General features: G+C 35.6%; 10 protein-coding genes. 6 read left to right on the top strand and 4 right to left on the bottom strand.

Features of this window, described 5'->3' with window-relative positions; genetic code table 11:
- Window positions 1-33: 33 nt before the first annotated feature.
- From UH1x_RS14530 to UH1x_RS14540, 3 genes are all read right to left on the bottom strand, one after another.
- Window positions 34-1,905 (bottom strand): ABC-F family ATP-binding cassette domain-containing protein, encoded by a 1,872-nt coding sequence (locus tag UH1x_RS14530; protein ID WP_482622536.1) that lies wholly within the window; start codon window positions 1,903-1,905, stop codon window positions 34-36.
- Between the two features lie 16 nt (window positions 1,906-1,921).
- Window positions 1,922-3,106 (bottom strand): lipoprotein N-acyltransferase Lnb domain-containing protein, encoded by a 1,185-nt coding sequence (locus UH1x_RS14535; protein ID WP_482622538.1) that lies wholly within the window; start codon window positions 3,104-3,106, stop codon window positions 1,922-1,924.
- Window positions 3,107-3,280: 174 nt separating this feature from the next.
- Window positions 3,281-6,733, bottom strand: coding sequence for a pyruvate carboxylase (locus UH1x_RS14540; RefSeq protein ID WP_482622539.1), 3,453 nt, complete (start codon window positions 6,731-6,733; stop codon window positions 3,281-3,283).
- Between the two features lie 393 nt (window positions 6,734-7,126).
- On the opposite strand from UH1x_RS14540, the gene UH1x_RS14545 reads away from it, so the two are divergent.
- The 6 genes from UH1x_RS14545 (at window position 7,127) to UH1x_RS14570 (ending at window position 13,826) form a co-directional block, all read left to right on the top strand.
- On the top strand, window positions 7,127-7,864 hold the full coding sequence (locus UH1x_RS14545) for a CDP-alcohol phosphatidyltransferase family protein (protein WP_482622540.1): 738 nt from the start codon (window positions 7,127-7,129) through the stop codon (window positions 7,862-7,864).
- 27 nt (window positions 7,865-7,891) lie between these two features.
- A complete protein-coding gene (locus tag UH1x_RS14550; RefSeq protein ID WP_482622541.1) occupies window positions 7,892-8,404 on the top strand; it encodes a DinB family protein in 513 nt (170 codons plus the stop codon).
- A 235-nt stretch (window positions 8,405-8,639) separates the two neighbouring features.
- A complete protein-coding gene (locus UH1x_RS14555; protein ID WP_482622542.1) occupies window positions 8,640-9,704 on the top strand; it encodes a flavin monoamine oxidase family protein in 1,065 nt (354 codons plus the stop codon).
- Between the two features lie 7 nt (window positions 9,705-9,711).
- Window positions 9,712-10,656 (top strand): tRNA dihydrouridine synthase, encoded by a 945-nt coding sequence (locus UH1x_RS14560; protein ID WP_482622544.1) that lies wholly within the window; start codon window positions 9,712-9,714, stop codon window positions 10,654-10,656.
- Window positions 10,657-10,706: 50 nt separating this feature from the next.
- Window positions 10,707-11,555, top strand: a complete 849-nt coding sequence (locus tag UH1x_RS14565) for a hypothetical protein (protein WP_482622546.1) — start codon at window positions 10,707-10,709, stop codon at window positions 11,553-11,555.
- Window positions 11,556-11,645: 90 nt separating this feature from the next.
- Window positions 11,646-13,826 carry a B12-binding domain-containing radical SAM protein gene (locus UH1x_RS14570; protein ID WP_482622547.1) on the top strand — a complete coding sequence of 727 codons (2,181 nt, stop codon included), beginning with the start codon at window positions 11,646-11,648 and terminating at the stop codon, window positions 13,824-13,826.
- Window positions 13,827-13,879: 53 nt separating this feature from the next.
- Here the strand turns inward: UH1x_RS14570 and UH1x_RS14575 are convergent, their stop codons facing one another.
- Window positions 13,880-15,577, bottom strand: coding sequence for an alkaline phosphatase D family protein (locus UH1x_RS14575; RefSeq protein ID WP_482622548.1), 1,698 nt, complete (start codon window positions 15,575-15,577; stop codon window positions 13,880-13,882).
- Window positions 15,578-15,594 lie beyond the last annotated feature (17 nt).

The raw sequence follows: 15,594 nt of genomic DNA on the forward strand, positions 1-15,594 counted from the left end.
AAAATCTATTTGGAATTTAGTGATTATTGAAGTCTAACTTTCCATTAATGCAGAAAGCTCAAACCAACGTTCTGTTTTGGTTTCTATGGCATCGGTAACCTCTTTAAGCTCAATGGATAGGTTCTTGATATCATCGCCACTTAAAGAGCTGTCAGTGAATTTTTCTTGTAATACTACTTTAGATTTTTCCAATTTTTGAATCTCTCTTTCTAACTTCTTATACTCTTGCTGTTCTGCATATGAGATTTTTGGCGAAGCATCCGGTTCTTTCCAACTGGTCTTGGTAGTTGTTTGCGTTTCTTTTTGCTCTCTCTTTTCTAAAATCTGACTGTCTTCATATGCTCTATAATCAGAGTAGTTGCCAGGAAAATCTTCAACAACCGCATCACCTCTAAATACAAATAAGTGATCTACAATCTTATCCATAAAGTAACGGTCGTGAGAAACCACCATTAAACATCCTTGGAAATCCATTAAGAAGCTTTCCAATACATTCAATGTAACAATATCTAAATCGTTGGTAGGTTCATCTAATATTAAGAAATTAGGATTCTGTATCAATATGGTACATAGGTACAACCGTTTACGCTCACCACCACTTAGCTTATCAACAAAATCATACTGTTTTTTTCTGTCAAAAAGAAAACGCTCCAATAACTGCTGTGCAGAAATCTGTCTGCCTTTCATTAGCGGAATGTAATCACCGAACTCACGAATAACATCGATTACCTTCTGACCTTCTTTTATTTCAATACCTTTTTGAGTGTAATACCCAAATTTGATGGTTTCCCCCACAACTACTTTACCGCTGTCCGGTTGGTCGCGTCCACTTAAAATATTTAAGAAGGTAGATTTACCGGTACCGTTCTTGCCGATGATGCCAATACGTTCTCCTTTTTGAAATACATATTCAAACTTGTCAAGAATCGGTTTATTCGGAAAAGATTTTGAAATCTTGTGTAGTTCAAGAATTTTGCTTCCCATACGTTCCATGTTCAATTCTAACTGAACTTTGTGGTCTTTTCTACGTTGACTTGCTTTGTCTTTAATTACGGCAAAATCATCTATTCTAGATTTAGACTTAGTGGTACGTGCTTTTGGTTGCCTGCGCATCCAATCCAATTCCTTCTTAAAGAGAAGCTCTGTTTTATGCTGCTCTACCGCCTCTTGCTCTATACGCGCTTCTTTCTTTTCTAAATAGTAACTATAATTCCCTTTATATGGATATAGTTTTCCGTTTTCTAGTTCAATGATTTCATTACAAACACGTTCCAAAAAATAACGGTCGTGTGTTACCATAAACAAGGTCATGTTTTCTTTCGCAAAAAACTCTTCTAACCATTCGATCATTTCTAAATCTAAATGGTTGGTAGGTTCATCTAATACCAAAAGGTCTGGTTTATTTATTAGGGCATTAGCCAATGCCAAACGCTTCTTTTGTCCACCAGATAGTTTGCCGACTTTGGCATTTAAATCATCTAGCTTTAACTTATATAGAATCTGCTTGTATTGTGTTTCAAAATCCCAAGCTTCAAAGCGGTCCATTGCTTCAAATGCTTTTTGGTAGGCATCTGACTCTTCAATATTTAAAAGCGCTTTTTCATAGTTTTTGATAACTTGTAACACCTCGTTGTCAGATGCAAAAATAGTTTCTTCTACAGTTAGGTTTGGGTCCATAACTGGCTCTTGTGCCAAAAAGGAAACCCGTGTAGATTTACGGTAATTTACTTGTCCACTATCTGGTGTGTCTGCACCCGATAGTATATTAAGAATCGATGTTTTTCCTGTACCGTTTTTAGCGATTAAGGCAATTTTTTGGTCTTTGTTGATACCAAAAGATAGGTTGTCAAAAAGAACATGTTCGCCATAGGCTTTCGAAATATTTTCAACGGTAAGTAGATTCATGTAGGGTAACTTAATTTTATTTTTTACTTAGTTGTTTACTCTTAAAATAATAAATGAGGAAAACGTAGCGAATAGCTAATGCTAGTAAAACGATGATTAATAATATGGAAAACACTTGAATTTTAAACATCCACAGTATACAGGTGATACCCAATAATATGGTTAAAAATATGATGTAAGTAATTATCCATGACGGAACCTGTTTTTTGATTACTATAAATGCTATGATAATATTCGGTGCAAATGCCCAAAGGGAATTGAAATTGGCTTTGGTGGCTAAATGATCTGTTGCAAACCACAGGAACAATATAAGTACACCTGCTAGTCCGGTAACAATAAATAACCCGAAGTCTAACCATTTATTTCTGCGGAGATTTTTATAATCCGTATACGTAATGTAACAGACCAAAAGCAATACTATGCTTAGCCAAAATAAAGGTGTTAAAAATAGGGGAGACCTATCTTCTTGTTCTGGAATGTCTAATAATACAGTTTCCTTTTTAACAATAGGTTTGCCATCTAATGTGGTGTGCTTCATTTGCTCATACACATAAATAGGTAAGAACAAATGCTCATAAGGCGTTGCCTCTCTATCAATTACAGAGCCTAAAGCTAAATCAATACCAAAATTGGACCACGAATTCGGATTCAATTTTAGACGAATCAACTCCCTAAATGTTAATTGCTCTTCTAGGTGGTTATAATCGAATTTAAAGGTATTACCCAAAGTTTTTTCAAATACCAGAGGTATTCTAGTGGCACAATTATCGAACAAAAAGTCATACTTATACTTCTTGTTCTCGGGCAGTAAGTTGTGCTCTAAAAAAGTGATAATATTATTGCGCTGTTCTAAATTGACATCTAGCTCTTGTTCCCTTATCCATCGTTTTTCTTGTTGGTAAGAGTATTCAAAATACTTGAACGGAATTCTAGAAATGGTGTATGATAGTTTACCACGTGTAAAGTTCAGATAGAAATTAGGATCTTCAAAATCGTAAGTTCCGTAACCGTATACTTCATCAATACCTAAAGTAGGATCTTGCAGTCTTATAGCGCTATGCCCAAATTTGGCTGCTAAATCTTCACCTGTACCAACGGTCAATAAGCTGATTTTTGATAATGGTGATAGTTGTGCATTTTGAGCAAGACCCAAAAATGCAGTAAAAAAGAGTACTAAAAGAAATGTGATTTTTCTGAACATACCTTTACTAGTTCATAGCAACTGCAAAGATGCAAATAATAACAGACTTGAAGTAGGTTGGATTTTTTAAATTTTTGTGAAAGACTGTGATGACGTAGTTGTAGGGTCTAATAAAACAAAAGCCACCTAAAATAGGTGGCTTTAGAAATATGTGCTAAAAAAATACTACTGAACTTATGAAATGGTTACCACCAAATCATCTTGCTTTACCATACTACCTTCTTTTAAACTAATTGATGCTACTTTACCAGCTTTAAATGCGGTAACCGTAGTTTCCATTTTCATGGCTTCAATAACGAATAATGGGTCGTTCTCTTTTACTTCTTGGCCTTTCTTGACCAAAACTTTGTAAAGGGATCCTTGTAGTGGCGCCCCAATTTGATCATCATTTGCTGGGTCTATTTTTTCGTTTTCTTCAATTTTTAAATTCAAAGAAGTATCTAAAACATCAACGAATCTATTCTCACCGTTTACCTGAAAGAATACGGTTCTCATACCTAATTCATTCGGTATACCTACAGAAAGTAATCTTACGATTACCGTCTTACCCGGTTCTAATTCTATTAAGGTTTCTTCACGAAGTTTCATGCCATAGAAGAAATGCTTTGTTTGTACCAATGCTAGGTTACCGTATAGTTTATAATTTTCATGTGCTTTTTCAAACACTTTTGGGTATAAGGTATACGAAAGAAAATCTTCCATTTCTATAGCACGTGTAAATCCTTTTTGAAACTTCTTTTTAAAGGCTTTAAATTCCTTGTCAAAATCTGTTGGTGCTAGATGAGCATTCGGTCTATTTGTATAAGGCTTCTTGTTTTTTAGAATAATCTTTTGAAGCTTTTTAGGAAATCCGCCAACGGGCTGACCTAAATCTCCCATAAAGAAACTAATTACAGAATCTGGGAACGATATTTCCTCACCACGTGTCATTACGTCTTCTGTAGTAAGTTCGTTCGTAACCAAAAATATAGCCATATCGCCAACAACTTTGGAACTTGGAGTTACCTTGATCAGGTTTCCAAAAAGTTTATTGACATCGGCATACATTTTCTTTACTTCATCAAATCTATCGCCAAGACCTAATGCTGTTGCTTGCGGACGTAAGTTTGAATACTGCCCACCAGGTATTTCATGACCATACACTTCTGCGGTACCAGATTTCAATCCGGATTCAAAGGGGTAGTATAACTCTCTTGTATCTTCCCAATAGTTAGAAAACTGATTCAGCTTCGGCATATCAAACTCATTTGCCCTTGGCTGACCCTTCATCATTTCAACTACCGAATTAAAGTTGGGCTGAGATGTTAAGCCGGATAATCCGCCCAATGCAACATCAACCACATCAACGCCTGCTTCAATTGCTTTTAAGTAGGTAGTTGTTTGTAGTGAAGAAGTATCATGTGTATGTAAATGAATAGGAAGCTTTACCGTGTCTTTTAACGCGGTTACCAATTCCGTAGCAGCATAGGGCTTTAAAAGTCCCGCCATATCTTTTATGGCAATCATATGCGCACCGGCATTTTCTAGGTCTTTTGCAAGCTGCGTGTAATATTTTAAGTTGTATTTGGTTTCGTTTACATCAAGAATATCTCCCGTATAACTCAACGCTGCTTCGGCAATACCGCCAGTTTTATTGCGTACATAGTTAATACTAGGTTCCATAGCTTTCACCCAATTGAGCGAATCAAAAATCCTGAATATATCTACACCGTTTTCCCAAGATTTCTCAACGAATTTTTCAATCAAGTTATCTGGGTATGCTTTGTAACCAACTCCGTTAGAGCCTCTAAGAAGCATTTGAAATAATATATTAGGTACAGCTTTGCGTAGTTCACGTAGCCTAGTCCACGGACTCTCATGTAAGAATCGCATACTCACATCAAAAGTTGCACCGCCCCAAACTTCCATACTAAATGTGTTTGGGTGATTTTTGGCATAACTCTCCGCTACGCGCAACATATCATACGTACGCATTCTTGTTGCCAATAAAGATTGATGGGCATCGCGCATGGTGGTGTCCGTATAATGAATCTTCTTTTCATCCATTAACCAAGCACAAAATTTCTCTGGACCCATTTCGGTCAGCATATCTTTTGTTCCCTTGGGATGTGCTTCTAACGGATTGAATTTTGGAACCTTAGCGTTTCTAAAGACTTTGTTTTCGTCTATATATTTGACATCAGAATTACCATTGACAATTACTTCTGCCAAAAAGTTTACCACCTTAGAGGTTCTATCTTGAGAAAGTTTTATATCAAATAGGGCAGGGGTGTTCTGTATAAAGTTTACGGTAACCTTGCCATCCTTAAAAGTAGGATGCTGAATTACATTCTGTAAGAAATGAATATTGGTTTCAACACCTCTAATTCTAAACTCTTTTAATGCCCGTACCATTTTACGGGTGGCGCCATCTAGTGTTCTACCGTGAGATGATACTTTTACCAACATGGAATCGAAAAACGGACTCACCTGATAACCTTGGTAAATACTACCTGCATCTAAACGAATACCCATACCAGAGGCACTTCTATACGTAGTCACTGTGCCGTAATCTGGGGTAAAATTATTAACCGGGTCTTCAGTAGTTAATCTACATTGAAGGGCAAAGCCATAAGTAGCAATGGTCTCTTGACCATATATTTTTATTTGCTGGCTATCTAATTTGTAATTGCCGGCAACGAATATCTGTGTTTTTACCAGATCAATACCAGTAACCATTTCTGTAACCGTATGTTCAACTTGTATTCTTGGGTTTACTTCAATAAAATATATGTTGTCATCAGGATCTACTAAAAACTCTACCGTACCAATATTGTTATAGTTGACCTCTTTGGCAATGTCAACGGCATATTTGTAAAGATTCTGTTTTACTTCTTCACTAACATTATGCGAAGGTGCAATTTCTACCACTTTTTGATGACGACGCTGAACTGAACAGTCACGTTCATGCAAGTGGCGAATATTTCCGTGGTTATCGGCTACGATCTGTACTTCTATATGTTTAGGGTCTTCTACATATTTTTCAAGAAACATAGTGTCATCGCCAAAAGCGTTTAATGCTTCGTTACGGGCAGAATCGAAATTCATTTCTAGATCTTCATCTTTTCTAATGATTCGCATACCACGGCCACCACCACCGGAGGCAGCTTTTAGCATTATCGGGTATCCTATGGTTGCGGCTTCAGCCAATGCGACTTTTAAAGATGTCAGTTTCTTTTTATTGCTTTCAATAATGGGAACATTACATTTTACAGCAACTTTTTTGGCGGTAATTTTATCCCCAAGAGCATCCATCACTTTTGGATCTGGACCAATAAAAATAATATCATTGGCGGCACATTGTCTTGCAAATTCTGAGTTTTCAGATAAGAAGCCGTATCCTGGGTGAATGGCGTCTACATTTTTAGCCTTTGCCAAAGCTATAATCTGCGGAATGTCCAAATAAGGTTTTAATGGCTGATTGTCTTCACCTATTTGGTAAGATTCATCGGCTTTGTTCCGGTGTTGAGAATAGCGGTCTTCATAAGTATAAATGGCAACTGTTTTAATGTTTAGCTCTGTACAGGCACGTAATACACGAATTGCAATTTCACTTCTGTTGGCTACTAAAACCTTCTTAATTTTCATTTTTTGGCAATGTATTTAATGGTTAGTATTTGTAAATATTTGTTATAAAACTTCAATTTTTCTCTGAAATTGTTACAAAGGCTATAATTTAATTCTAAAATATCAACTAAACAATACTATGCATGCATAATATTTTTCATTTGAGAACTAATTTGTGATATGACCCTTTAAAAGGTAGTTTTTATTTTAATACCATGTGTTTAAGTGATTGTAAATTTGATTGTTGTACTTGCCTAATTTCAATGGGTAACTTCTAAAACGTTACCGAATATGAGTGGTCTAATAGCTTTTTAACTCAGAATACCAATACCACCATATAATTATATTAATTTAGAGCAATAATTGAGATAAGGTTTTCTGCCTTTTTGAGATTGTGATTATAGACCGAAGATTATGAAAAAACATATACCCAATTTTATTACTCTTTTGAACGTGTTCTGTGGCTGCGTGGCTACTATGTTCGCTGTCATGAATAAATTAGAACTTGCAGCTATATTTGTTGCACTAGGTATTTTCTTTGATTTTTTTGACGGATTGGCTGCGCGTGTTTTAGATGTAAAAAGTGAACTGGGCTTACAGTTAGATTCTCTGGCGGATATGATTACGAGCGGACTTGTGCCTGGTGTTGTCATGTTTCAATTACTGGCAATGTCTCAAACTAGCGGATGGGGAGATGGTGCTCACTTTTTTATGGAGGCAGGTAAATTTCAATACATTCATTTGGTACCGTTTTTTGGATTTATAGTGACAATGGCTTCTGGATACCGATTAGCGAAATTTAATATCGATGAAAATCAGACGTCTTCTTTTATAGGTCTACCAACTCCTGCAAATGCACTTTTAATTTTGTCATTACCATTAATTCTTCTGTATCAAAACAATGATTTTTTAAATAGCCTTATACTTAATCAGTGGTTCTTAATCATCTTAACTTTAGTAAGTGCCTATCTGTTAAATGCTAATTTGCCGCTTTTTGCTTTAAAATTCAAGAATACTAGCTTCAAGGATAATGCTATGCGTTATATCTTTTTGATAATTAGCTTAGTGCTTATCGTTACCATGAAGTTCATGGCAATTCCTTTAATTATTCTGTTTTACGTAGTAAGTTCAGCTATACAAGAGAGACTTTAAAAATAGAATTATTTAGGAAGATTGATTATGGAAAATGAAGAATATGAATTTTGGTTAAGCGGACCTATTCAAGGTGTGCCAGATTTGTTGCAACCAGCCGCACATGCTTTATTGCAATCTGAAAGAGAGCTTAAAAAGTATACTCAAGACTTTCCAAAAGAATTGCTTTGGGCTAAAGCTGCAGGTAGAGCTTCTGTTGGGTTTCATATGAATCATATTACAGGTGTTTTGGACAGAATGTTGACATATGCCAAAGGTGAATCGTTATCAGAGGAGCAGTTTCAATTTCTAAAAGCAGAAGGTTCTTTTAATTTAAACACTGAAGTAGCCGATTTGCAAGAGCAGTTTTCAACAAAGGTTGCGGAAGCTTTAGCATATTTTAAAACGTTACCAGAAACTTCATTTACCGAAAAAAGAACGGTGGGTAGAAAGAAATTACCATCTACCGTAATCGGTCTCTTATTTCACGCTGCTGAGCATAGCCAAAGACATATTGGTCAGTTATTGGTAACCGTTAGCGTACTCCAATCAAAGCTTTGATGATTTTTTTACCAAATGAGTGTAAAAAGTAATAATGTCAGTTAGAGTGCTTCATTTTACAATATTTTCATTGAAAATAGAGTGTGTCGAGAACCTTTCTGCCTAAAAGGTTCTCGATTCAATTTATGTTCCTAAAAAGGGAATAAAATCACTGGAACTGACAGTAAAATTAGGTACTCAACAAATTTGGCAATAGCTATTTTATCATTTATTTTAATTAGAATAACTTAACAACATGAATACATCGGTAGTAATTATCGGCGCAGGATTATCGGGTTTGTTAGCTGCGTATCGGTTGCAAGAACTTGGCTTTGATGTCAAAATATTAGAGGCACGAGATAGAATTGGTGGTAGAATACATACCTTACAATCTGGAAATACTAAAGTTGAAATGGGTGCTACTTGGTTCAATCAGGCTCATTACCATTTGGCAGAAGTTATAGACGAATTTAAAGTTCCGTACTTCGAACAATTTATGACCGGTACATCTTATTTTCAAACATTTTCAAATGTACCACCACAAGAAATAGCGGTTCCAAATGATAGTCCGAGTTACCGATTTAAAAACGGAACTATTGATTTACTCAATTCAATAGCTGCTAAACTGAAACCAAATACCATCTTTTTAAGTGAAGAGGTCAATGAAATAAATGTGATTGATAATGAAGTTAAAGTGAAAACAAATTCTCGCACATTAAATGCAAATATTGTTATCACTACATTGCCACCAGCATCATTAATAGATCAAATAACATTTACGCCTCAGTTACCTAATGAATTTGTTTCATTAGCAGAGCAAACTCATACTTGGATGCAAGATTCCATTAAAGTTGCTCTAGCCTATAAAAAGCCGTTTTGGAGAGCGCAAGGTAAATCGGGTACGATATTTAGTAATGTTGGTCCGCTTACCGAGTTTTACGATCAATCTAATCTAGAAAATGAGTCGTACGCCTTAGTCGGTTTTGCTTCTGGTAGCTGTGCTCGTTTTACTAAAGAACAACGAATTGAAAAAATCGAGGCACAATTGAAATTGGTTTTTGGGGATGATGCCCTAAAATATGAATCGTATCATGAAACGGCTTGGTATAATGAAGAGTTTACCAAATCTCATAGGCAAGCAGATAATTTGTTTCCGCATCAAAACGGAGGTCATGTAATGTATCAAGTACCCTTATTTGATAATAAATTGTTTATTTCTGGTGCAGAAACATCAAAACATCACTCTGGTTACATGGAAGGCGCTATTTTTGCAGCTGAATCTGTTGTTGCAAAACTGAAAGGTTTGCATCAAACCCAGTAATCTATACATGTCAATTACCTTATTATCATCCCCATTACAGGGCTTTACCGATTTTAGATTCCGAAATGCATTCCATAAGTATTTTGGAGGTATCGATACTTTTTATGCGCCATACATTCGCTTAAACGGTAAAATGGTGATTAAGAACTCCTATCAGAAAGATTTACAGCCAGAGAATAATACTACCTTAGAAGTAATACCACAGGTAATGACCGGAGATGCCGATGAATTTTTGTTTGTGGTAAAATATATTCAGAGTTTAGGTTACAAGGAATTGAACTGGAATTTAGGTTGCCCTTACCCAATGGTAACCAAACAAGGTATGGGTAGCGGACTCATTTGTAATCCCGAAAAAATAGATCATATTTTAAAACGAGCTCATGAAGAAACCGATGTGGTGGTTTCTATGAAAATGAGAATGGGGTATGAAAATGCAGAAGAGATATTAGATGTTTTTCCTATTCTAGATACCTACCCGTTAAAGAATATTGCTATTCACGCACGTATTGGAAAGCAATTGTATAAGGGTGGAGTAGATCTTGATGCTTTTCAGAAGTGTGTTGATAGCACTAAACATACATTATACTATAACGGCGATATTACTACAGTAGCGAAGTTTCAAGAAATGAAAGAGCGCTTTCCCACAGTTGAAAACTTTATGATGGGTAGAGGTTTAATTGCCGACCCATTTCTGCCAAGTATGATTAAAAACAATACGACGAAATATCCAAAAGACCGTTGGAAGATTTTTTCGGAATTTCACGACACCATCTATCAGCAATATGATGAAGCATTATCAGGGCCAACACCTATAAAAATGAAAATGCGGGGTTTCTGGGAATACTTTGCACTTTCAACTTCCAATCCACATAAGGCATTCAAAAAGATAAAAAAGGCTAATAATCCCAGAGCATATCAGCAGGCCGTGCGCGAGATATTGAATAATGAGTAGAGTAACCATTATCTTTGTTTTGCATTTTTCTTTTTCCCTAATAATAAATAATGAAAAAAATACTAAATCTCTTTTTACTTCTTTTAATGTCGATTTCAAGTTTAGCTCAAGAAAGTATTGTTTTTGAAGCTAAATTTAAGCCTAATAAGATATATAAAAGCCATATTAAATCTTCATCATCTGGTGAAATCGAATTCATTGCCGATAAGGAGATAATTGATCAAATGAAAAGTAGAGGGCTTGAATTGCCAATCGTTACTGAAGAAATTACGGATTTGTCAACAGAGATAACTACATATGATCTTGATGAAAATGGAGAGTTTTTAGCTAAGCTAGAATATGGTAAAATGATTTCTACAAAAACTATAAATGGAAAAACCAGCTCAGAGGAACTTCCATTTTCTGATATGAAAATTTTAGGAAAATATGACGTAGAAAATAAATTTAAGATAGATAGTATACTAGGGGAGAATGTTACGCAGCAGATGAGAGATGTGTTGAAAGTTACATTGGAAAATGTCCAAGCAGCAATAAAATTTCCTGATGAACCAATGATGGTTGGTGATGTATTTAATAGTGAAATTCCAATGGCAATACCTTTGGAAGGAATGAGACCAATTTCAGTTAAAATTGATATGGAATATTTGCTTACGGAAATAAAAGACGGTTTAGCATTTTTTGATATTAATCAATCTTTAAGTTTGGATATGAGTCAAGATCAGTTAAACATGATGGCAAGCGGTGATGGGGTAGGAACATCATCATTTGATATAAAAGAAAATTATATTGTACAATACACATCTGAATTACCAATGGATATGACCATTGAGATTAATGATAATATGACTATGAAGATGAAAATGATTACAAAATCAGATCAAAAAGTAACAATAGAATAATATACGTCAGATGGCAATTTACTATATCATGTGTGGATGAGTATTGTATGTTTAATATAATATTAAGCAATAAAGTTTTAAATAATCCTTGTGAAAGACCTTCTTTTAATAACACCACCTTTTACCCAATTAAATACTCCGTATCCGGCAACGGCTTATATTAAAGGTTTTTTGAATACAAAGAGTATTTCTTCTTTTCAGTCCGATTTAGGGATTGAGGTGATTTTAGAACTCTTTAATAAAGATACATTTCAGCAACTTTTTAACATGGCTTTTTCTTCGGATGCCATAGTGACTGAAAATTGCCAAAGAATTTACGCGCTTCGTAATGATTACTTGAAAACCCTAGATGCTGTCATTCTCTTTTTGCAAGGAAAAAATGACACCTTGGCTAGGCAATTATGTACCGATAATTTTTTGCCACAAGCTTCTCGTTTTGAACAGTTAGATGATTTAGAATGGGCTTTTGGTAATATGGGTATGCAAGATAAAGCCAAACATTTGGCAACCTTATATCTTGAAGATCTTTCAGATTTTATAGTAGAATGTATAGACCCAAATTTCGGATTCAGTAGGTATGCAGAACGTTTAGGACGCAGTGCCAATTCATTCGATGATCTTTATAGTCATCTTAACGAAGAACCCACTTTTATTGATGAGTTAACGCTAGCCATTTTAAAAGAACAGTTAGAAGAGGTTCAACCTAAATTGGTATGTTTTTCGGTTCCTTTTCCGGGTAATTTATATAGTGCTTTTCGTTGTGCCCAATTTATAAAAGCAAATTATCCTGATGTAAAAATTGCTATGGGTGGCGGATTCCCAAATACAGAACTACGTAGCCTTACTGATGTTCGTGTATTTGAGTTTTTTGATTTTATTACATTAGACGATGGAGAGCTTCCTTTAGAATTGGTACATCAATACGTGGTCAATGGGGAAGGAGAATTAAAGCGTGCTTTTCTTTTAGAGGATGGTAAAGTCGTTTATAAAAACGATAGTTTAAGGCAAGATTACAAACAGCAAGATGTTGGTACGCCAGATTATGCCGATCTGCAATTAAGCAATTACATTTCCGTCATTGAAATTGCCAACCCCATGCACAGTTTATGGAGCGATGGTCGTTGGAACAAACTGACCATGGCTCATGGTTGCTATTGGGGTAAATGTACTTTCTGCGATATCTCTTTAGATTATATAAAAATTTACGAACCTGTAGCGGCTAATTTGTTGGTTGACCGTGTAGAAACATTAGTGGAACAAACCGGGGAATCCGGATTTCATTTTGTGGATGAAGCGGCACCACCTTCTTTAATGAAAGCTTTTGCTTTGGAGGTACTTAAAAGAAACCTGACCATTACGTGGTGGACGAATATTCGTTTTGAAAAGAATTTCACTCAAGATTTATGTTATCTCTTGAAAGCATCGGGTTGTATTGCAGTTTCTGGTGGATTGGAAGTGGCATCTGACCGATTGTTAAAACTCATAGATAAAGGTGTAACGGTTGAGCAAGTGGCGCAAGTAACACGCAATTTTACCGAAGCCAACATAATGGTGCATTCCTATTTAATGTACGGCTACCCAACACAGACTATTCAAGAAACGGTTGATAGTTTAGAAATGGTGCGTCAGTTGTTTGAATTGGGTATTATTCAATCTGGTTTTTGGCATCAATTTGCATTGACCGCTCATAGTCCCGTTGGTTTACATCCGGAAGAATACGGAGTTATGCCAGATTTAAAAACCATAAGCTTTGCGAACAACGATATTGACTTTAAAGATAAAACAGGGGTTGACCACAGTAAGTTCAGTTTCGGATTAAAAAAATCGCTTTTCAATTTTATGCATGGTATCGGTTTTGATATGAGTTTGCAAGAATGGTTCGATTTTAAGATTCCACCTTCAGCGATTTCCGCAGACTATATCTATAATTGCCTGCAACAAGAACTTGTTCTGAATACAAAATCTACGGCTAAAATAGCATGGATAGGACCAATGCCTATTGCCAATGAACGTGTGAAGAAGAAAAAAGGCATGACTTGGCAGCAATTAGAATTGGGTTTTCATACAAAGACAGATATGTATGAAATAATAGTAGATAAGGATAAAGGAGAATGGTTGCTTGCTACTCTAGAACAATTGAAACCTGAGAATAAGCCTTTAAGTTATGGTCAGTTGAAAAAAGATTACGAATCTCAATTAGAAGATTTTGAGCTGTTTTGGTATTCTAAGCAAGTAACAGGTTTACGTAATCATGGGCTATTGGTATTATAAAAAAATGTCGTGTTGAACATGCAACACGACATTTAATTTTACTTTAGAATTATTTAGGAATAGCTTAAAGAATATCCTATTTCTGTTGAATAGCTTTCTGATAATAAGGTGTCTACAAAAATCCATTCAGACGTTACATCTGTAGTTGTAAATGTTGTCATCATATATCCTCTTCTTGATGCATCAAAATAATTTAATCCGTCTATTAATGCTACTAATGCTTCTTGGAAACCTGCAACTAATTCAGGTGAAGAATTTGCGCCAAGATATGTTTCAAAGCCTGGTGAGCTAATTGAGGATGTTGCCAATTCTATACCTACTTCCGTTCCATTTTCTGAAGTCAACGTATTTTGCCAAGCATTATGGGTATCGCCGGCAAAAGTTACTATCTTTTTGCCATTCAATGCACTATAAATAATCTCTCTGTCAATTGGGTAGCCGTCCCAAGCATCTAAATTATAAGGTATAACGGTAGTTACTCTCGCAATTTCTTCTGCACTTAAGCTAGGGTCATTATTTAATAATCTTAACTTGATGGTCACAAGTTCTGTTAGAATGGCACCAAAATTTTCAGAACCAAATGCAGTTAATAACTCCACAGGTATGTTCATTTTACCCATGAGTACTTGTTGACCTAAAACCTGCCATTTGGCAGAACTACTATTTAGTTCAGATATAATCCAATCTCTTTGGGTTACTCCTACTATAGAACGGTTTGGGTCTGTCAATGCAGTTTGAAATGCTAGGGCATCAAAGCCTGTTGCTGTATAATAATCGCCAATATTCAATTGCTTATCCCTACCTATTAGACGGGTGTCCATTAAAATAAGGTTAACAAGGTTACCAATATTTACAGAACGGTAAATAATGCTATTGTCATCTGCAGCTATTCTGGAGAAAGGTAAAAACTCGCTATATGCTTGTAAAGCATTTTGCTTTCTGACTTCAAAACTGCCTTCAGTGGCTTCATCATGATTTTCTGCTCCTTCTTTATAGGTGTCATTGGCAATTTCATGATCGTCCCAAACACAAATGAACGGTTTCTTTTGGTGGGCTAATTGTAAAGAAGCATCTGATCTATATTGCTTGTATCTAGTTCTGTAATCATCTAGAGAAATGATTTCTCCCGCAGGTTCATGAAAACGGTTTAAGAAAGCGTTCTCTTCTGTAGAACCGTATCCACCGGCGCCATATTCGTAGAAGTAATCACCTAAGTGCACAATGATATCTGCATCTGAATTTGCCATGGCATCATACACATTAAAAAGACCTGCTTGGTAATTTGAACAAGAGCATACTGCTAATTTAGCTTGAGTGGCATCCGTAGGTAATGTGATGGTTTCACCCACAACGGAAATTGAATTGTCTGTTGTACTAATAAATCTATAATATAGTTTTTGGTCTGGATCTAGCTCTGTTAATTCAATGGCCAGAGTGTTGTCCCTAGAATCTTCAGTTGTTATTTTTCCGGTTCTTAATATGTTATTGAAATTTGATTGCGTAGAAACTTCCCAGATAATTTCAACATTTGCGGAATTAAAACGGCTCCATATAATAACTCCGGAACTACTTGGGTCAAAACTGGCTACTCCATAATTGAAGTTTTGTACCGTTAATTGGGATTCGTCATATTCAACTTGTAAATCATCATCATCGCTACAGCTTATAAAGTTTGGAGCTAAAATTAATCCTCCGGAAGCCATTAAGGTTTTTTGAATAAAATTTCTTCTTGTATTTTTCGTCGTTTTCATCTGGTCATTTAGTTTCC

The sequence above is a fragment of the Maribacter sp. UH1 genome, assembly GCF_056839145.1.

What these genes read in the sequence shown, in the direction of transcription:
- UH1x_RS14530 (WP_482622536.1), bottom strand. Translation starts at nt 1,905, where the DNA reads ATGAATCTACTTACCGTTGAAAATATTTCGAAAGCCTATGGCGAACAT.
- UH1x_RS14535 (WP_482622538.1), bottom strand. Translation starts at nt 3,106, where the DNA reads ATGTTCAGAAAAATCACATTTCTTTTAGTACTCTTTTTTACTGCATTT.
- UH1x_RS14540 (WP_482622539.1), bottom strand. Translation starts at nt 6,733, where the DNA reads ATGAAAATTAAGAAGGTTTTAGTAGCCAACAGAAGTGAAATTGCAATT.
- UH1x_RS14545 (WP_482622540.1), top strand. Translation starts at nt 7,127, where the DNA reads ATGAAAAAACATATACCCAATTTTATTACTCTTTTGAACGTGTTCTGT.
- UH1x_RS14550 (WP_482622541.1), top strand. Translation starts at nt 7,892, where the DNA reads ATGGAAAATGAAGAATATGAATTTTGGTTAAGCGGACCTATTCAAGGT.
- UH1x_RS14555 (WP_482622542.1), top strand. Translation starts at nt 8,640, where the DNA reads ATGAATACATCGGTAGTAATTATCGGCGCAGGATTATCGGGTTTGTTA.
- UH1x_RS14560 (WP_482622544.1), top strand. Translation starts at nt 9,712, where the DNA reads ATGTCAATTACCTTATTATCATCCCCATTACAGGGCTTTACCGATTTT.
- UH1x_RS14565 (WP_482622546.1), top strand. Translation starts at nt 10,707, where the DNA reads ATGAAAAAAATACTAAATCTCTTTTTACTTCTTTTAATGTCGATTTCA.
- UH1x_RS14575 (WP_482622548.1), bottom strand. Translation starts at nt 15,577, where the DNA reads ATGAAAACGACGAAAAATACAAGAAGAAATTTTATTCAAAAAACCTTA.